The sequence below is a fragment of the Paenibacillus sp. FSL R7-0204 genome, assembly GCF_038002225.1.
In the GTDB taxonomy this organism is placed as follows: Bacteria; Bacillota; Bacilli; order Paenibacillales; family Paenibacillaceae; genus Paenibacillus_AQ.
This window is the reverse complement of record NZ_JBBOCA010000001.1, coordinates 5,779,114-5,798,590: the sequence shown is the minus strand read 5'-3', so window position 1 is coordinate 5,798,590 and position 19,477 is coordinate 5,779,114. Positions and strand designations below refer to the sequence as shown.

The window sequence follows — 19,477 nt, the reverse complement described above, 5'->3', positions numbered from 1 at the left end:
AATGCGGGTGGAAGGCATATAAGTGCAGGGAATCGCTGCTCCCGGGGCGGTTTTTCCATGCTACACTTTTTTTGTAAGCGCAATCAAATATAGGGCTGACGAAAAGGGGCGTAGCAATCGTGAGAAAATACGGAAGAATAGTTTCCCTCGGGCTGGCGGCGATGGTGCTGGCGGCATCGATGGCGGGCTGCGGTGTGGTCTCAAGCGGTGACAACGAGAAGAAGGAATCTGCGGGAGCAGCCAAGGACGGGGACAAAATTGTCATCGGCATGTCCATGGATACCTTGAAGGAGGAGCGCTGGCAGAAGGACCGGGATATTTTCACAGCAAAGGTGCAGGAGCTTGGCGGTGAAGTGAAGGTGCTGGCCGCGAACGGGGATGATGCTACCCAGCTAAGCCAGGCGGAGCAATTGATCTCCCAGGGTGTGGATGTGCTCGTGGTCATTGCCCATAATGCGGAGGCTACGGCTCCCATCGTGGATAAGGCGCATAAGGAAGGCATCAAGGTCATTGCTTATGACCGGCTGATCAACAATTCCGAGGTGGATTATTACATCTCCTTCGATAATGTACGTGTCGGTGAATTCCAGGCTCAGGCGGTTATCGACAAGGCTCCTAAGGGCAATATCGTCTACATCGGGGGTGCGGATACCGATAACAATGCACACATGTTCAAGGAAGGCGCGATGAATATTCTGAAGCCGCTTGCAGACAAGGGAGATATCAAAATCGTCTACGACCAATTCTCCAAGGACTGGAAGCCCGAGGAAGCGCTGAAGAATATGGAGAATGCGCTGACCGCGAACAATAACGATGTACAGGGCGTGGTAGCTGCGAACGACGGGACAGCTGGCGGCTCAATCCAGGCGCTGACGGCGCAGGGCATGGCGGGCAAAATTCCGGTATCCGGCCAGGATGCGGACCTTGCCGCGGTACAGCGTATAGCCGAAGGCACACAGCTGATGACGGTCTACAAGCCGATCAACGCGATTGCCACGAAGGCGGCGGAAATGGCGGTGGCGGCTGCCAAGGGAGAGACTATTTCAACAGATAAGACTGTTAACAACGGTAAAATTGATGTTCCATCCGTACTGCTTGATCCGATTGCCGTCAATAAAGATAACCTGGATGTGCTGATCAAGGACGGCTTCCACAAGCTGGAGGATGTGTACAAGAACGTTCCCAAGGACCAGTGGCCGAAACAATAAGGGCAGCCTGTACGGCAAGCAGATGCGGCGCCAGTGGCGAACCCGCATCTGCTTGCTGCTTGAGGGCGGGAAGGAGGAACGGCAGGCATGGATGTACTTGAAATGGTAGAGATCAGCAAGAGCTTCCCCGGCGTGAAGGCGCTGGACCATGTGAACTTCAAGGTGAAGCAAGGGGAGATTCACGCCTTATGCGGGGAGAACGGTGCAGGCAAATCCACGCTGATGAAGGTGCTGAGCGGACTGTATCCTGCAGGGACATATGAAGGCGAAATCCGCATCGGCGGGGAGAAGAAGGCATTCCACCAAATTACCGATGCCGAGCAGGCCGGTATTGCGATTATCCATCAGGAGCTGGCACTCGTGAAGGAGATGACGGTCGGCGAGAATATTTTCCTGGGGGCAGAGCCGGTGAAGCGCGGGGCGATCCAGTGGAATGAGCTGTACCATCAGGCTTCGCAGTGGTTGAAGAAGGTCGGACTGAACCTGTCGCCTGATACGAAGATTGGTAATCTGGGTATCGGCCAGCAGCAGCTTGTGGAGATTGCCAAGGCGCTCTCCAAGCATACCCGGATTCTCATATTGGATGAACCAACAGCGGCGCTGACCGAGAGCGAAGTGTCCATCCTGATGGGCATTCTGAACCAGCTGCGGCGCGAAGGGGTTACCTGTGTCTATATTTCGCACAAAATGCCAGAGGTGTTCGCGCTGGCCGATTCAATTACCGTGCTGCGCGACGGGCGGACGGTGGCAACCCTGGACCGCCAGGAGACGAACGACGATCAGGTGGTATCGCTGATGGTCGGCCGTGAGCTGACGGAGCGCTATCCGCGCGTCCCGCATTCACCCGGGGACAAGGTGCTTGAGGTCGCAGACTATAATGTCTGGCACCCGGAGAAGCGTCAGCAGAAGGTGCTCCGGGATATTGGGTTCACGCTCCGTCAAGGTGAGATTCTGGGCATTGCCGGACTGATGGGGGCCGGACGGACAGAACTGGTCAGCAGCCTGTTCGGCGCGTATGGCGGAAGAAGCGAAGGCACGGTGCTGATCGAAGGCAAGGCGGTCAAGATCCGTTCCATTGCCGAGGCGATTAAGGCCGGGATTGCTCTGGTCACGGAAGACCGCAAGCGCCAGGGGCTGGTCATGGGGATGGATGTCAAGCGCAATACCACTCTGGCCACACTCGGCAAGGTCTCAAGGCTTGGAGTGCTCAATGAGAATGAGGAGATCAAGTGGTCTGAGCAGTATGTGAAGGATCTGAAGACGAAAACAGCTTCGCTGGAGACACTCGTCGGCACACTCTCCGGGGGCAACCAGCAGAAGGTGGTTATCGGCAAATGGCTGATGAGTGACCCCAAGATTCTGATTATGGACGAACCCACCCGGGGCATCGATGTAGGGGCGAAGTACGAAATCTATAACCTGATGAACAAGCTGGTAGAACAGGGAGTTGCTATTATTATGATCTCCTCCGAGCTTCCAGAGGTGCTGGGGATGAGCGACCGGATTCTGGTGATGTGCGAAGGACAACTGGTACGGGAATATGACTGGCGCGAGGCAACGCAGGAGAATATTATGCTGGCCGCCACAGGAGGCAGATAGAGATGCAGCTGCAAAAAGAGCTTAAGGAACCTGAAACGGTTCCGGCCGCCGGAGGATCGCGCTTGCGTACCCTGTTCGGCAAAATGGATATGCGTGCTTATACGATGATTGGCGCATTAATTCTGATCTGGGTCCTGTTCGGCGCGCTGAATCCGACTTTCCTGACCTCGCGGAACCTGTCCAATCTGTTCACGCAGATGTCGGTGACCTCTATACTGGCCATTGGCATGGTGCTGGTTATCGTGGCGGGCCATATTGACCTGTCCGTCGGCTCCATCGTCGGTTTGACCGGCGGGATGGCGGCGATTCTCAGCAACTGGCTGGAGCTGCCCGCTATTGTGGTCATTCTCGGTACCGTGGCCGCAGGTGCGGTACTGGGTCTGGTTCAGGGCTGGCTGGTCGCTTATAAAATGATTCCCGCCTTCATCGTCACCCTCGGCGGGATGATGGTGTTCCGCGGGGTGCTGATGGGCGTGACGGAATCGATGACCATCCCGGTATCGGATCCGGTGCTGGCGCTGCTCGGCAATGCTTATTTTGCCTCAGGCTTCGGAATCATTCTCGGCATGCTCGCAGTGGCCCTGCTGCTGTATAGCGCGTTCACGAAGCGGCGCTCCCGCAAGAAATACGGGTTCACCGTCGCCCCGCTTGGCATGGACATCGCGAAGGTAACAGGACTGTCCCTGCTAGTGGTAGTCTTCGTGGCCTTGATGAATAATTACAAAGGAATTCCGTTCCCGATCATCTTTGTCATTGTACTGGCGGCCATCTTCTACTTCCTGTCCACCAAGACGACCTTCGGCCGCCACATCTACGCCATCGGCGGCAATATTGAGGCTGCACGGCTCTCTGGCATCAATATCAAACGCAAGACGATGCTGGTCTTCATCCTCAGCGGCCTGCTCGGCTCCATCGCCGCCATCGTGCTGACCTCCCGCCTGGCCTCGGCGACCATCACCGCAGGCAATATGGCCGAGATGGATGCCATTGCCGCTTGTGTTATCGGCGGCACCTCGCTGATGGGCGGAGCCGGAACGGTCATCGGCGCTCTCATCGGAGCGCTGGTCATGACCTCGCTGGATAACGGCATGTCGCTGATGGGACTGGAGTCGTTCTGGCAGTATGTGGTCAAAGGCTCGATCCTGGTCATCGCCGTCTGGCTGGACATTTCAGGCCGCAGCAAGGGTGTGAAGTAAGAGCAATTAACATGAATAAGCCGGCAGGGACGATGTCCTGGCCGGTTTATTTGTTGTAGTAGAAAACTATAGTATGTGACTGACGGAAAACCGAACACAATGTACACGTGCTAGGTGAGTGAGCCGGATGTATGCGGAAAACCGAATATAATGTGCACGTGCGAGGGTGAGTGGGCCAGATGTATACGAAAAACTGAACACAATGTGCCAGTGCGGAGGTGAGTGGGCCGGATGTATGCAAAAAAACTAATATAATATGCCAGTGCGTAGGTGAAAGAGCCGCGTGCAGGCCAAGCGAACCCAATGAGGTGCACTAGTGCACCTGAATTCCTCAGATGAGGGTCAAACGAGCCAATGAGGTGCACTAGTGCTGCACAATTGCCCCTGAGTCACTGGAAAGTTGACCAACTGAGCGAATGAAGCGAATGAAGGAAATGAAAGGGATAAATCCCTCTGAATTCGCCGAAAGTGGTCGGACGGATCAAATGAAAGGGATAAATCCCTCTGAATCCGCCGAATGCGGGTGGACGGATCAAATGAAAGGGATAAATCCCTCTGAATCCGCCGAATGCGGGTGGACGGATCAAATGAAAGGGATAAATCCTTCAGAGCCCGCCGGCAGCGGGGTTATTCCAATCGGTTAATTATCCCGCTACTCCACAATAATCTTGGCGGTCATTCCACTGTGGCCGGAGCCGCACATGATGGCACAGGTCATCTCGTAGGTTCCCGCCTTCTCGGGAAGGACCACCTCAGAGGAATTCTTGGCGTCCAGCCTCAGCTTCATCTCCGGGATCAGTATGCCGTGATTGCCGCTCTCATTTTCGAAGATGATTTTGACAGGGACGCCCTTCTTCAAATGGTATTCCGGCTGGTCAAAGCTATAATTGGTCGCCGTAATGACTAGTTCTTCCTCCGCCGTCAGATTGCTCCCGGCAGCTGCATTGTTAGCGCTATCAGAATTGCTGCTGTTCCCTCCGCAGGCCGTTAGCAGAAGCGCAAATATAATAGAACACAGAATAGCCGATTTCCTGATCATATTCATCCTCCTCATCTACTTGGGCAGTTAACCTTAGCATAGCCTAAATTGATCAAGTTGTCTTGATCAATCTATGAAAAAAACTCCAACCGCCGCCGTCTCTGCCGCTGCGAACTTTGTCGAATTTTGCGCAAAAATATGATGCAAAAGTGTTTAAAATTAATTATAATTAAGCCTAATATAATTAAAGCTTCATATTATTCGGCTAGAAGCAGGGGAGTCAGATCATTATAGATTACGCGTTGCAAAGTGCTGAGAGATGGCACCGGAGAATACTGTACGGCTACTGGATCCTTGTACTCTGTTTGTTGCTCGCCCAGTTCCTGTATATGCTATACTCCCGTTCTGATGAGATGCAGACGATATTCAGTCCCGGCAACGGGCATCTATTCATAGTCTGCAATATGATGATTATCCTGACTATGGCTTCTGCCGAGGTCTGGCTGCGCCGCTCGCTCCGTTATCATAAGCAGGCGGTTGTGGTCTGCAGCTTCATGGTTTCTTATCTGATGTATTTTGTGCTGGAGCCTTATGTAGACGGTGCCCAGATGGCACTCATGATGCCCATTATGCTATCCCTCATCTATTTCGACCAGCGGCTGCTGTACTCGCTTGGAGCATTCAGTATCGCTTTCTACGGAGGGGTCTACTTTGGGCTTGAACGGCCGCTGCTTGGCAAGCCGCTGCTGGAGTTCGTGCTGGTGGAATGTGTGTATGTTGTTTTTGCCCTGACGGCGCAGGCGGTGATCCTCCGTGGCCGGGAGACGCGCGAATATCTGGAGCAGCTCACCAAGTCGGAGCAGGAACTGATGGTGGAGCGGGCGATCTCGGACAAGCTGCTGAAGATAGATGCGTTAACCGGCCTGTATAACCACAAGACGTTCCATGAATATCTGGATTCGCTGCTGGAGCAGTGTGAGAGCAACGGACTGAGGCTGCAGCTTGCGTTGATTGACATCGATAATTTCAAGCAGGTCAATGACAGATACGGACACTGGGTTGGCGATCTTGTGCTCAAAGAGGTGGCCGCCAAGATGAGCAGCCTGATCGGGTTAAATGACTTCGCGGCAAGGTATGGCGGGGAAGAATTCGCAGTGATTTTTACGGATAAAAGCTTGCAGGAAGCCTATGCTGCCGTCGAGCAAATGCGTATCAGCATTGCTTCCATGTGCCATCCGTATGCCGGGAACAAGCCCATTACTGTCAGTATCGGTCTGTGTCACTACCAGCTTGGAGACGGCAAGGAGTTGCTGTTCCGCAAGACGGACGATTCGCTGTATACGGCCAAGCGGGGCGGGAAGAATGCTGTGGTGACTTCTGCGGTCACTTCCGGTGAAGAACATAAATTTACAGAAAACCCCCAAGTTCCGATATAAACCGGGAGCTGGGGGTTTCATTGTCTGCACGGGCCTGGCGTAATTTATTTGCCTGCTTCGAACGGAGTGGATACGGGCAGGAAAAGGTCGATGATCCCGATGACCAGTGCGGCAAGCAAGGCACCAAGCACCGAGACGCTGACTCCGCTGACGACAAACTGGGCAATCCAGATAACCAGGGCGCTGACCAGGAAGCCGACGATACCGCGGCCGAAGGGCGTTGTTTTTTTGCCGAAAATGCCTTCAACGACCCAGCCGAGCAGCGCGATCACCAGAGCAAGCATGAATGCGCTCCAGAAGCCCCCGACCGTGAACTGCGGAACAATCCAGCCGACCACCATCAGCACGATTGCTGCGACCACAAACCGTACTACATGAGCTAAAAATCTCAATGAACTAACCTCCTTTGGCGTTCGCTTAAGGATATGTGCGTTGTTATTGTGGCCCGAAGCCGGATTTCTATGCCCAGAAATCATACCCAAATAGCGAAAATGGGCTAAATTAGGTATAATGGTTCCATCTATGAAGGGAGCTGTGACAGTAATTGGACGACAAAATTTTGCATACGCTTGAATATCGCAAGATTTTAAATAAATTGATGCAGTATACGCAGACGCCGATGGGACGGCTGACCGCCGAGCTCCTGAAGCCTTCCGGTGATTTCGAAGGGGTGAAGAAGCTCCTGCAGGCTACGGATGAGGCGGTAAATGTTGACCGGTTGAAGGGAATTCCTTCATTCGGCGGCGTAACCGATATCCGTCCTGCGCTGAAGCGTGCATCAATTGGCGGAATGCTGGGTACAGCAGAGCTGCTTGCGGTAGGCAACACGATTGGCGGGGCCCGCAGGGTGAAGCGGTTCATCCATGCCATGCATGATGATGAGAGCATTCCTACCCTCTTCGCACAGAGTGATCTGCTGTCGGAGCAAAAGCATGTGGAGGATGCCATCCGCATGTGTATTGACGAGAATGCCGATGTAATGGATTCGGCGAGCACGGAGCTTGCCTCCCTCCGCCGCGAGCTGCGCGGGGGAGAGACACGTATCCGTGAGAAGCTGGATTCGATGATCCGCTCGTCTTCGGTCTCGAAGATGCTCCAGGATCAGCTTGTGACGATCCGTGGTGACCGGTTCGTCATTCCGGTCAAGGCGGAGTACCGCGCCCACTTTGGCGGTATTGTGCATGACCAGTCGGGCTCAGGGGCAACGCTATTCATCGAGCCGGAATCCATTGTGGCGATGAACAACAAGCTGCGGGAGACGCGGCTGCGCGAAGAGCGTGAGATCGAGATCATCCTGCACCGGCTGACGGCGCTGGTCGGCGATATTGCCGAGGAGATGGCTTATGATATCGACATTCTCGGCGAGCTGGACTTTATCTTCGCCAAGGCGCGTCTGGCACGCGACCTGAAGGCTACCCAGCCGCGGATGAATGACCGCGGATACCTGCGCCTGCGCAAGGGCCGCCATCCGCTCATTCCGGCTGAGCAGGTTGTGCCGCTGGATGTGGAGCTGGGCAATGATTACCGCTCCATCATCGTGACCGGACCGAATACGGGCGGGAAGACCGTGACCCTGAAGACGATCGGCCTGCTCAGCCTGATGGCGATGTCGGGCCTCTTCATTCCGGCCGAGGAAGGCAGCCAGCTGTGTGTCTTCGATGCGATCTACGCCGACATCGGCGATGAGCAGAGCATTGAGCAGAGCCTCAGTACCTTCTCCAGCCATATGACGAATATTATATCCATTCTGAAGCGGATGACACCAAAGAGTCTGATTCTGCTCGATGAGGTCGGTGCAGGAACAGATCCGGCCGAAGGCTCCGCACTGGCGATAGCGATTCTGGAGAATATTCACCGGACGGAATCCCGGATGGTTGCCACTACACATTACAGTGAACTCAAGGCATACGCTTATGAACGGGCAGGCGTTATTAATGCCAGCATGGAATTCGATGTGCAGAGCCTGAGTCCTACATACCGGCTGCTGGTTGGTGTACCTGGACGAAGCAATGCATTCGCCATTGCAGAACGCCTCGGGATGCCGGGTGCAATTCTTGAGCATGCGCGCGGTGAAGTGAAGGAAGAAGATATGCGTGTTGAGCATATGATTGCATCGCTTGAGGAGAACCGCCTTACCGCAGAGAACGAACGCATACGGGCGGAAGAGATTCGCCGTGAAGCGGAGGAGTTCCGTAAGCGGCAGCAGCAGGAGCTGGAGAAGCTGGAGGGCTCACGCGACAAACGCCTTGAGAAGGCAGAGAAGGATGCCAGCGAACTTCTGGCCAAGGCACGCAAGGAAGCCGAGGAGATTATCAGTGACCTCCGCCGCCTGGCACTGGAGGAAGGTGCATCCGTCAAGGAGCATAAGCTGATCGAAGCGCGCCGCCGGCTGGATGAAGCAGAGCCTGCACCACGCAAGAAGGCTGTGCCGCGCAGCACGGTCAAGGCGCCGCGCAAGATTCAGCCAGGGGATGAAGTTAAGGTAGCGAATGTGAATCAGAAGGGCCTTGTGGTTGAGCTGAGCGGAACCAAGGAAGCTGTTGTACAGTTCGGCATCATGAAGATGAAGGTCAATCTGAGTGATCTCGAATTCCTGGCTTCCGCACCGGATGCTCCTCCGCCGGCTCTGCGCAGGGCCACAACGGTCAAGCGTACACGCGATGAGAATATCCGTAGTGAGCTTGATTTGCGCGGTGCGAACCTGGAGGAAGCCATTATGGAGACCGACCGCTTTATCGACGAAGCTTTTCTCGGCAATCTCGGGCAGATCTCCATTATCCACGGCAAGGGGACGGGGGTGCTGCGGACAGGAATACAGGAATACCTCCGCAAGCACAAGCATGTCAAAAGCTATCGGCTCGGGAACTACAATGAAGGCGGCGCGGGTGTGACGGTAGCTGAACTGGAGTAGCGCCCATAGTCCGGCAGGGAAGAGGGGAAAGTGTGCAGGATAATATTGATCTTTTGCTGGAACATCCGCTGGGGGCGCTGCTAGGCTACTTCACTGTCGCCATATTGGGGCTGGTCGTATTCCTGTCCTTCTTCGAAATGGTGACGAAATACAACTGCTGGGAAGAAATCCGTAAGGGGAATGTGGCCGTAGCCATGGCAACCGGAGGCAAAATCTTCGGAATCTGCAATATTCTGCGCTTCAGCATTGAAGCGGGGGCATCCATCTATGAGACGATGAAATGGTCACTTGTAGGCTTTTTGCTGCTGCTGCTGGCTTACTTCCTGTTCGAGTTTTTTACTCCGGTCTTTTCAATTGATGAAGAGATTGCTGCGGATAACCGGGCCGTAGGACTGACAGCCATGCTGCTCTCCATATCCTTGTCCTATGTTATCGGCGCAGCCATATTCTGAATTGGGGGGCAGGGAGATGAAGCTGCTGATTCGGATTCTGTTTTTTTCAGCCCTGGCTTTTATAGCGGCCGGCATTATATATTTAACGGTGAATTGAACCGAATGTGAGAAAGCGAAGGAGATTATACAGATGGAGACAACAGTTTGCCCATGGTGCCATACCGAGATTGTATGGGATGAGGAGTTTGGCCCCGAGGATACCTGTCCTCATTGCAATAACGAGCTTAGCGGCTACCGCACAGTGACGATAGGTGCAGAGGATATAGAGGATGAAGAGCCGGATATGCAGGAAGCTTCCGGAGAGGAAGAGATTAGCGACGATAATCTGTGGGATGACGACGATAAGGATAGCGTAGTGCCTGTATGGGGTACGCTGAGCCAGTTCGGCGATGACTATGATCTGAAGCGTTATGAGGACAAGGTCTCAGGCTTGCTGGCTGCCCAGCTGGAAGCGCCGGAATGTCCGCAATGCCATGAGCTGATGCTTCACTCCGGTACACAGCAGGTGGACGGGTTCACTCCGGCAACGCCGGAAGCGCTAGGCGGCGCAGCGGTGTTGAAGCCTCCCTTCGCGCTGAATCTGTACGTCTGTCCTTCCTGCTTCCATGTCCAGCATAGTCTGGCGCAGGAAGACCGCATCCAGCTTGTCCGCAATCTCAGCACCGCAGCCGAATAAAGATCGGATTCATGCTTTCCCTGCCATCTGGACATGTTATTGATAGATGAAGTGTCTTATTAGGACGAGCAGGGAGGGTTGGCATGAGAGGTTCAGAACGGGGACAGGCGGTGCTGCTGCTGGCTGTAGGCGGGCTATACCTGCTGGCTACAGTGCTTGCAGGGACGTTCCTTAACGTGTATCTGTGGAAAAGCCGGCAGAACTTCGCCATGATCGGCTGGTTTACCGTGGCCCAGCAGCTTGCCGTGGGTCTCAGCTTTTGGCTGGGCGGCAAGTGGGTGAAAGAACATAACAAAATGAATGCCCTACGGCTGGGAATTGCCGTATCGGGCTTTTTTTATTTGCTGGTGCTGTGGCTGCAGGGCGACGCGATTCATTACATTTGGCCGCTGGGCGGGGTCCTCGGGCTATCCATCGGGCTGTACTGGCTGGCGTTCAATATTGTTTTCTTCGAGATTACGGACGTAAGGAACCGCGATTTCTATAACGGGTGGATGGGCTTGCTGGGTTCCCTGACGGGAATTGCCGGACCCTGGGTGTCCGGCTGGATGATCTCCCGCTGGCAAGGCGGACAAGGCTACCGCATGGTATTCATACTGTCGCTATGTATCTATGGGGCGGCTGCTGTGCTCAGCTTCGGCCTGCGCAAACGGCCGCGCGGAGAAGCCTATCTCTGGCTGGAGCCCTGGCGCGAGCTTACCCGCTCCGGCAGTCCTTGGCGGCCAGTTGCGGCTGCGCTCGTGTTCCAGGGCATCCGGGAAGGCGTATTCTCCTTCCTGATCGGTCTGCTCGTCTACATTGCAGCACAGGAGGAGAGCAAACTGGGACAGTTCGCCCTGCTGACCTCGGCCGTCTCCCTGATCAGCTATTATGCGGCCGGCAGATGGTTCAAGCCCCGTGCCCGCCTCGGCGGTATGCTGGCAGGCAGTCTGCTGCTCATCGCCTTCCTTCTTCCGCTGCTGTGGAAGGTGAACTTTACGACCCTCCTCATCATGGGGATAGGGACCTCTCTCTGCCTGCCGCTCTACATGCTGCCGATGCTATCCACCAGCTTCGACCTTATGGGAGTGTCCGAGGAGAGCGCCGGCAAACGCGTGGAGCTGGTAGTGCTCAGGGAGCTTAGCCTGATGAGCGGCCGCCTCCTCGGCCTGCTGATCTTCATCGCCGTGCTGTCACTGGACCAGTCTCCGCAGACGCTTACTTTGCTCATGCTGCTGCTGGGTGCCGCACCGCTGGGGAGCTGGGTGGTGGTGAGGGGATTGCTTAGTTCAAATGTTCACAAAAATAACAATATTATATGATTCAAATATAGGGTATTATTGCCAAGGTAAGTACAGATTGTAATTGAAGTGAATTACACATGATTTTTCTTGAATTAACCATTAGAACTAAAAAGGCAAACCTGTACGAAAGTCAGGGACGCAAAGCCACGGGCCTTATCACAGGGAGGGGGACACCCCTCTGTGAATGGCAGCCGGGCCGCTCTTTCCGGTGGTTTTTTTGCGTCCTTTTTTAAAGGAATTGTAATTGAGCGGAGGTCTTTTATGAAAAATAGGAAAAGCTTTATATGTAAGGTACTGTGTTTTATCATTCTGGCTCAACTTCTTGCACCTTTTGTAGAATTCTCAGGGATGAAGATTTCCGCACAGGACAGTATTCTCAGGATCCGGTTTCAGCCCGAAGATGCTCCTGTACAGGACGGAGAGCTTGCAGATTCTGGAGCCGTTTTTAGCGTCAAAAACCAATACTCCTACGGCTGGAATATGGATCATACCGATGCAACAGTCTCAAGAGATACATACGATGACTCCGGCATAAGCAGCCTGACACGAATCCATCCGGATGGAAAATGGGAAATTGCACTAGACAATGGTACTTATGAAGTCTCAGTAACCGTAGGTGACTCTGTATATAGCAGCAACAACTCGCTTTCAGTTGAGAATATCAAAGTGATGGAGGGACTCACTCTTGAAGCAGGGCAGCATAGAACGGTTAAGAAGAAGGTTGCTGTCGAAGATGGAAGACTGACTATAAGTCAAATCAATGCTACTGGCATTGAGACTGCTCTCAATAGCATAGAACTTTCATTGGTTAATACATACACTCCCGCCTTGATCCCGCCTCAAATACGCCTGCCCTTTGAACCCAATAAGGTTGCTGGTGACAAAGTTCTTCTATCGGGAAGCATGACCAACATACACAACGCTCCGCCTTTTATCAGGGTGAACGGCCTGCAGGTAGAAATCTCCCGCCATATCCGCGGACAAATAGAATCTATTGAACAACAAATACAGCAGATTAACCAACATGCGGTGGCAATAGGAAATTCGGATATAGAAGCTATACAAAGCTCTATCCGCTCCAGCGGCAAGAAGCCTGCCATTATTGCAGTCGGACAATTGAATTTAGAATCAAGCGTGACGTTCGGAAGCGCAGAACAGCCTGTCATTTTAATCGTCGACGGTATGAATACGAACCGGAATCTGAATGTAACGGTGTACGGGTCGTTAATCCTCCGTGGAGGATTAAATGCAAATACAGCGTTGGATGTTAATGTTATCAACCCTGCACCAGATGAGAATCTTGGTAACCTATGGGTACAGGGGACTGTGCATTTGAATAATAATTCCAAGGTTCATGTAGATAATGAATTGTTTGCAGGTTCTTTGGTTTATAACAATGGCTCTCTCGATCTATCCGCAAAACGGATAGTAGTACAAGGCAATATGAATATCAATACTATGGTAACTATGAATGTAGACGAAGAAATGTCTATTGGAGAAGTGGTGTCCAATAATTCAAAAGCAGAGCTGAATGTAACCAAGGGTGATTTGTTCGTCCGGGACAATGTCAGTGTGAATAATCATCTGAACATCAATACAGGCGGATTATTTGCAGTTGGCGGTAATGTCATCTCGAATCAAAGACCTGTAATTCACACGGGGAATGAGCAAGCAGGACGTACATTATTGAAGTATGTTCTGTCAGGCCTTAAGGCTGAGTATTACAGCGGCAATGATTTTACGGGCAAGAAGGCCGTGAAGGTGGATGAATCTATTTCTTTGGCTGGCCAACCTGTTCTGGGTGTGCCGGGAATAGCAGACCAGCATTTTTCAGTAAGATGGACAGGGAAAATTCAACCTAACTATACAGATCAATATACCTTTTCCGCCAGAACGTCAGGTGGAGTCAGACTCTGGGTGAATGATCAGCTCCTGGTAGATGCCTGGACAACGAAGCAGCATGTGGAGCAAGGCACCATCCAGCTTGAAGCCGGTAAAAAATATGACCTGAAGATGGAATACGCTAATGATATGGGGAATCCTCAGGCCAGCTTATTCTGGGAGAGCGGGCAGCAGATTCGTGAAGTGGTGCCCTCTGTATCTTTAAGACCTTTTTCTAAACCTGCAGTAAATGCGAGTGCAACAGATACAACGATTACCCTCAGTTGGCCTTCTTTGTTTAATGCAGACGGATATGAGGTGGAATTTGATAAGGAGGTTACCGTCCTCGGCAGTGAACCTGATTTTCTCAAGGGGGGGCTTAGTCCGGGAACTGAGCATTTCTACCGTATCCGGGCAATCAGCGGTGACATCAAAGGGGAGTGGTCAATCCCTTCATCTTATTGGACCTTGCCGGCTGCACCGCTGAATATTCAAATGAATGCAACAAGCCATACCATTACTCTGGAATGGGAGCCGGTGATTGGAGCCACTAGTTATGAAATAGAGGTTAATAACAGCACGAAGAATATAGGAGCCGTGCTAACTTATCAGGAGACTGATCTGAATCCGAACATGCCAAAAGTATTCCGTATCCGAGCCGTGAACAGCAGCGGAGCGGGAGTGTGGAGCGAAGTCGTTACGAAGACTACTCTGGTGGGAGTCCCTTCCAAGCTGCAGGGGATTGCTGATGATCAGTCCATTCATCTGCACTGGGATGCTGTATCAGGAGCCATTTCCTATGATTTGGAAATAGATGGAGTTGTTAGTAATAACATTACCGATAATTCGTTTATACATGGAAGTCTCCAATCTAACAGCAAGCATAGCTATCGTGTACGAGCTAAGAACGATGATGGAATCAGTGAATGGAGCGATACCATCACAGTGCATACTCTGCCTGGGGTTCCGCAGAATCTTACAGCACAAGTGGAAGGAAGCTCTGTGCATGTAGCTTGGGACCCAGTTGCCGGGGCCACAGGGTATGACATCGAGGTAGATGGTGATGTGCTGGATAATGAATTGAAGCTTGAATTCACTCATTCACAGCTAGCATTGAATTCAGAGCATACCTACAGAGTGCGGGCGAAGAATGAAGAGAGAGTCGGAAGCTGGACGAAAACCATTGTTTACTCCACTCATGCGGGCGTTCCTGCTAATATTCAGACTTCAGCGAAGAGCAACGAAATTACAATAACTTGGGATATAGTTGCAGGTGCGCTAAGTTACGATATTGAATTGGATGGGGCAACGATTCGAAATGTTACGGATAACATCTATATCCATAAGAAGCTAGTGCCCTTCTCCACGCACAAATATAGGGTAAGAGCTGTAAATGTGGCTGGTGCAGCCGAGTGGAGCGGATACGTATCTGCAACCACTACCTTCGGCAAACCCTCTAATCTCAAGGCATTAGCCAAGAATACAAGTATTGAACTTACTTGGGACAAGGTAGAGAGCGCAACTGGCTATGATCTCCTGGTAGATGGCGAGGTTCTGAATAATGAAGAATCGTTATCCTATAAGCATTCTGGATTGGAACCCTATTCCTGGCATAATTATCGGGTCAGAGCGAAGCAGGGAAGCTTCCTTGGAGAATGGAGCGAACCGCTGACGATTTCAACCGTGCTCGGGATTCCGGGAAATGTAAAGACGGAGACCAAGAGCAATCAAATCCGATTATCCTGGGATTCCGTTAAGGGTGCTACCGGCTACGAAATTGAAGCGGACGGCACAATGATTGACAATGGCAGCAAGATTGCTTTCACGCATACCGGTTTGTTGCCTAACACCAAGCACAATTACAGGATACGTGCCAAGAATACTCAGCTCGTCAGTGATTGGAGTGAATGGACTACGATTGTCACCGGGGTTACAGCACCGGAGGTACCTAAGAACCTTAGAGGCGAAGTTACTGTGAATTCGGTCCAGCTTGTCTGGGATTCAGTGAATGGTGCATCCGGCTATGATTTGGAAGTAGATGGACAAGTGATTTCGAATTCCAATCAGCTGGAATACACACACAGTGGCCTTGAACCCAACACAATGCACGCTTATCGTGTCCGGGCTAAGAATGCAGGAGCCACCAGCGACTGGTCCGAGCTTTTGAAGAAAACAACGACTCCTGCAGTAACGATCAAGCCGGAAAAGGACTCTCAGCTTAATTTTGTAATGATCATCCCTTATAAAAGTGACAAATCCGAGCGCAGAGTTACAGTCACCTATAATGCCAAGGATCTTGAGGTCATGGATCTGCGTGCAGAGACTCCGGAAATGGAACTTGGGACTGGCAGTATTGCAGGAACTCCAATCCATGTAATCCAGTTTGAACCGGGGAAAATAGTCTTCAGCGTACAAATGAGCAATAAGGCGGCGATGAACACTATTATCTTCACTGCCCTGACTAATCAATTTACTAAAGTAACCTATACCATAGAGTAGATTTAATAGCGGTAGGAGAGGAACTATGAAGGATATGCTGAACAGATGGATATCTATTTTATGTGTTTGTGTAATGGTTACATTAATTCTATTTCCAGGCGGATCACAGGTTAAAGCAGCAGGGGAGTCTAATATTATCAGCTTTGCAGATCTTCACTTCGATGGTTTCATAAAAACGGCTGAATGGGTTCCTGCCATGGGTGATATTGCCGAAATTACATTGGACATGCCGGGAATTACGGTCAAAAACATACGCTTTGATTTATCTTCAAGAAAAATGAGTTACGATATTGCTTTGGATAAGGCGGCCATTATGACCTCAGGTTCCAGAACCTATTGGTTTCGTGACATGCAACGTACTAGATATCTGGACATAGCTGTTTATATGAGTAACTCGAGCAGCAGTTCAAGAGTAGGGTCCTATACGCATAAACGCGTAGAAAACTTGACTACGGGTGAGTCAAATAACAAATTCATAACTAATGAAGGTGATTTAGTTGCCTATCCTAGCTATCCTTGGGAGGAGCAGCTGACTGGTGAAATTCCATCAGAGGTGAGTGTTTTGGTAAGTGCAGGAGATAATCAACACGAAGTGAATGACCCCCCTAATGGATGGAGAAACTCACTATCTGAATATCTCCCAGCACAAAATTTAACCTCCAATGCAGCCCCTACAATTACCATACCCACACCCAACGGTCAGCAAATTGGCCCAAGCTCCCTGTTCATTCCTGTAATAGGGGTATCAGATTCGAACGGTGATGCGCTGGAGCTGAAATATTATATAGATTCAGAGGCAGCTGCAAGGGAAAGTAAGACGATAACCAATACAGCTACAACCCAAAACGTATCTTTTAGTCCATTGAACATAGCAGCTTTATCTGAAGGCAGCCATACCATCCGCTTTACAGCCAATGACGGAAAAGTCACCACCCAGAATTCGGTAACCATCTTTGTAGATAAATCTCCTCCGGTAATTGGAAATATCAATATTATTTCTTCCGACTCACAGGTTCAGATATCGGGAACAGCCGCAGATTCCATATCAGGATTGGATAACGTTCCATATCATTACACAGTCGGAAGCCAGTCGAGCGGCTGGACTACACAGCCAAGCTTTACTGCAACAGGATTAATGCCAAATACTGCATTTTATACCAGGATTGAAGCCAGAGATAAAGTGGGGAATAGTGCGGTCCATGAGCAGAATGTTTATACGAAAGCACAAGTACCGGCAATATCTGTTCAGCAAAATGGTGAAACATCCTTAATCATGCAGCTTCATGATCAGAATGCTGCTTCAACCCAATATTTGATTCAAATGGGTACTGCATATGCTACTCCTTCCGGCACTCTCAGTTCTTCGCCTGTATGGTTTACCCCGTCTAATAAGACAGTAGTGATTAATGGTTTAACAGCAAATACTTCTTACTCCTTCCAGGTAAAAGCAAGAAATAACGAAGGGGTAGAGACAGGGTTCGGAGGGCCGGCAAGCGGAACTACATTAGCCGCTGCACCCGGCGGAATAACTGCAGAAGCTTCACAGCAATGGATTAAGCTTGCATGGCCTCCATCAGCGGGTGCCTTAGGTTATGAGGTAGAGGCAGGTGGAGCCATTATCAATAATGGAACTTCTACTTCCTATACGCACAATGGATTATTACCTAATACTCAGCACACCTATAGAGTTAGAATTATCAATCCGGGAGGTACGAGTAGCTGGAGCCAGGCTTTTACTCAAATGACCCTGCCTGAACCACCGGCTTCACCACTCAATCTATTGACAGTCCCATCGCAGAAGTTCGTTTCATTAACCTGGGATTTGGTTCCTCATGCTACGCGGTATGAAGTGGAAGCCGATGGAGTTGTGACGGATAACGGCACCCTTAACTCCTTCACGCACAAAGATCTGGAAGCTTCAACGGATCATACGTATCGTGTAAGAGCCGGTAACACAGGAGGGGTGAGTGAATGGAGCACCCCCGCTATACAACAGACTTGGCCTAATCCGCCAGAGACCCCTACGAAGATATCTGCAGTGCAGGATATTCATACGGTAACTGTGAAGTGGGAGGAGATGGAGCGGGCCAGCGGCTACGAGATTGAAGTGGACGGGCTAATTATCGACAACAAGCAGATGACTAGCTATACGCATGAAGGATTAGATGCTCTGAGCGGTCATACCTACAGAATTCGCGCTGTCAACATAGGAGGCAAAAGTAAGTGGAGTTCTCCTCTGGATGTAACCACCCATCCGGAAATACCGGATGTACCTACGAACATAATGACCACTGCGGATGAAGGGCAGATTACAGCATCCTGGCACAATGTTCCTCATACGGATACTTACGACATTGAAGTGGATGGCGGAACTATAACCACTGTGAAGGAGAATCTGTTCGTGCATGACCAGCTCACTGCAGATTCCAAACATACCTATAGAATCAGAGCCGCTAATATTAGCGGAACAAGTGAATGGTCCAAACCGATAGCCATGACTACCATGCCTGTTGGAATGAATACGGAATCTTTAACTAATGTGGTAGCGGTAGTGACGAATAAGTCTATTACCCTGTCCTGGGATACGGTTGCCGCGAATGCAAGATATGAAATAGAAGTAGACGGCAAATTATTGGATAACGCTGCGGACACGATTTACAATCATACCGGACTGAAAGCAGAAGAATACCATCTCTATAAAATTAGAGTGAAGCAAGGAAATGAACGTGGAGACTGGGTGGCAGTATTAGCCCTCTCTACACTTCCCAACCTGCCTGACTCCCCTTCCAAAATAGATGGATTTGCCCAAAACAACTCGATTGAATTGCGCTGGGAGAAGATGGACGGGGCGAATGGCTACCAGCTTGAAGTAGATGGAAAGACGATTGATGTCGGTAACAATATAACCTATCAACATAGCGAACTTACTTCTGGAACCGCTCATACGTACCGGGTAAGAGCAAAAAATACATCAGGAGTGACTGCCTGGAGCCCTTCTCTACAGAAGAGTACTACCAGTCCGGAATACGTGCTTAAAGTCAAGAAGGATAAGGAAGCAAGTCTGACGCTGCTGGCTCAAAATGTACAGGATTTCAGTGAACTGGAATTTGTGGTGACCTATAATCCGGATGAGCTTGAATTAATCGACTTATATGATTTCACTCCAGCCAGAGATCTTTCTAGCGGAAGGATTGCCGGTTCTAATTTAACTGCTTCATATACCCCTGGGAAAATCACTTATTCTGTCGATCAGAATGTTGTACCCGGAACCTCTTGGTCTGGAGAGATTGCTACGCTCACCTTCAAGTCGAAAATAACGGGTGATAGCAACGTGAAAGTTACGGTAGATTGAATGAT

General features: G+C 50.9%; 12 protein-coding genes and 1 riboswitch. Of the genes, 10 read left to right on the top strand and 2 right to left on the bottom strand.

Features of this window, described 5'->3' with window-relative positions:
- Positions 1-179 precede the first annotated feature (179 nt).
- The 3 genes from xylF to MKX42_RS25345 all read left to right on the top strand — a co-directional run bounded on the left by xylF (position 180) and on the right by MKX42_RS25345 (position 4,003).
- Positions 180-1,208, top strand: coding sequence for a D-xylose ABC transporter substrate-binding protein (gene xylF / locus MKX42_RS25355; protein WP_340757808.1), 1,029 nt, complete (start codon positions 180-182; stop codon positions 1,206-1,208).
- A gap of 87 nt (positions 1,209-1,295) precedes the next feature.
- The gene (locus MKX42_RS25350; RefSeq protein ID WP_340755550.1) at positions 1,296-2,807 is read left to right on the top strand and encodes a xylose ABC transporter ATP-binding protein; all 1,512 of its coding nucleotides are present in this window, start codon (positions 1,296-1,298) and stop codon (positions 2,805-2,807) included.
- Between the two features lie 2 nt (positions 2,808-2,809).
- Positions 2,810-4,003, top strand: a complete 1,194-nt coding sequence (locus MKX42_RS25345; protein ID WP_340755548.1) for a sugar ABC transporter permease — start codon at positions 2,810-2,812, stop codon at positions 4,001-4,003.
- A 652-nt stretch (positions 4,004-4,655) separates the two neighbouring features.
- On the opposite strand, the gene MKX42_RS25340 is transcribed toward MKX42_RS25345, so the two are convergent.
- Positions 4,656-5,042: a cupredoxin domain-containing protein gene (locus tag MKX42_RS25340; RefSeq protein ID WP_340755546.1), complete on the bottom strand. Its 387-nt coding sequence runs from the start codon at positions 5,040-5,042 to the stop codon at positions 4,656-4,658.
- 305 nt (positions 5,043-5,347) lie between these two features.
- On the opposite strand from MKX42_RS25340, the gene MKX42_RS25335 reads away from it, so the two are divergent.
- A complete protein-coding gene (locus MKX42_RS25335; RefSeq protein ID WP_340755544.1) occupies positions 5,348-6,418 on the top strand; it encodes a GGDEF domain-containing protein in 1,071 nt (356 codons plus the stop codon).
- Between the two features lie 44 nt (positions 6,419-6,462).
- Here the strand turns inward: MKX42_RS25335 and MKX42_RS25330 are convergent, their stop codons facing one another.
- Entirely contained in the window at positions 6,463-6,810 is a 348-nt protein-coding gene (locus MKX42_RS25330; RefSeq protein ID WP_036696706.1) for a phage holin family protein, read from the bottom strand.
- Positions 6,811-6,962: 152 nt separating this feature from the next.
- On the opposite strand from MKX42_RS25330, the gene MKX42_RS25325 reads away from it, so the two are divergent.
- The 6 genes from MKX42_RS25325 (at position 6,963) to MKX42_RS25300 (ending at position 19,472) form a co-directional block, all read left to right on the top strand.
- Complete coding sequence (locus tag MKX42_RS25325) at positions 6,963-9,329, top strand: endonuclease MutS2 (protein ID WP_340755542.1); 2,367 nt, start codon at positions 6,963-6,965, stop codon at positions 9,327-9,329.
- A 32-nt stretch (positions 9,330-9,361) separates the two neighbouring features.
- Positions 9,362-9,781 carry a DUF350 domain-containing protein gene (locus tag MKX42_RS25320; protein WP_340755540.1) on the top strand — a complete coding sequence of 140 codons (420 nt, stop codon included), beginning with the start codon at positions 9,362-9,364 and terminating at the stop codon, positions 9,779-9,781.
- Between the two features lie 130 nt (positions 9,782-9,911).
- A complete protein-coding gene (locus MKX42_RS25315; RefSeq protein WP_340755537.1) occupies positions 9,912-10,457 on the top strand; it encodes a hypothetical protein in 546 nt (181 codons plus the stop codon).
- Between the two features lie 83 nt (positions 10,458-10,540).
- Positions 10,541-11,758: an MFS transporter gene (locus MKX42_RS25310; protein ID WP_340755536.1), complete on the top strand. Its 1,218-nt coding sequence runs from the start codon at positions 10,541-10,543 to the stop codon at positions 11,756-11,758.
- A gap of 84 nt (positions 11,759-11,842) precedes the next feature.
- Positions 11,843-11,944: riboswitch (cyclic di-GMP riboswitch) on the top strand.
- 699 nt (positions 11,945-12,643) lie between these two features.
- Positions 12,644-16,120 carry a fibronectin type III domain-containing protein gene (locus tag MKX42_RS25305; protein WP_340755534.1) on the top strand — a complete coding sequence of 1,159 codons (3,477 nt, stop codon included), beginning with the start codon at positions 12,644-12,646 and terminating at the stop codon, positions 16,118-16,120.
- 25 nt (positions 16,121-16,145) lie between these two features.
- The gene (locus MKX42_RS25300; protein ID WP_340755532.1) at positions 16,146-19,472 is read left to right on the top strand and encodes a fibronectin type III domain-containing protein; all 3,327 of its coding nucleotides are present in this window, start codon (positions 16,146-16,148) and stop codon (positions 19,470-19,472) included.
- Positions 19,473-19,477 lie beyond the last annotated feature (5 nt).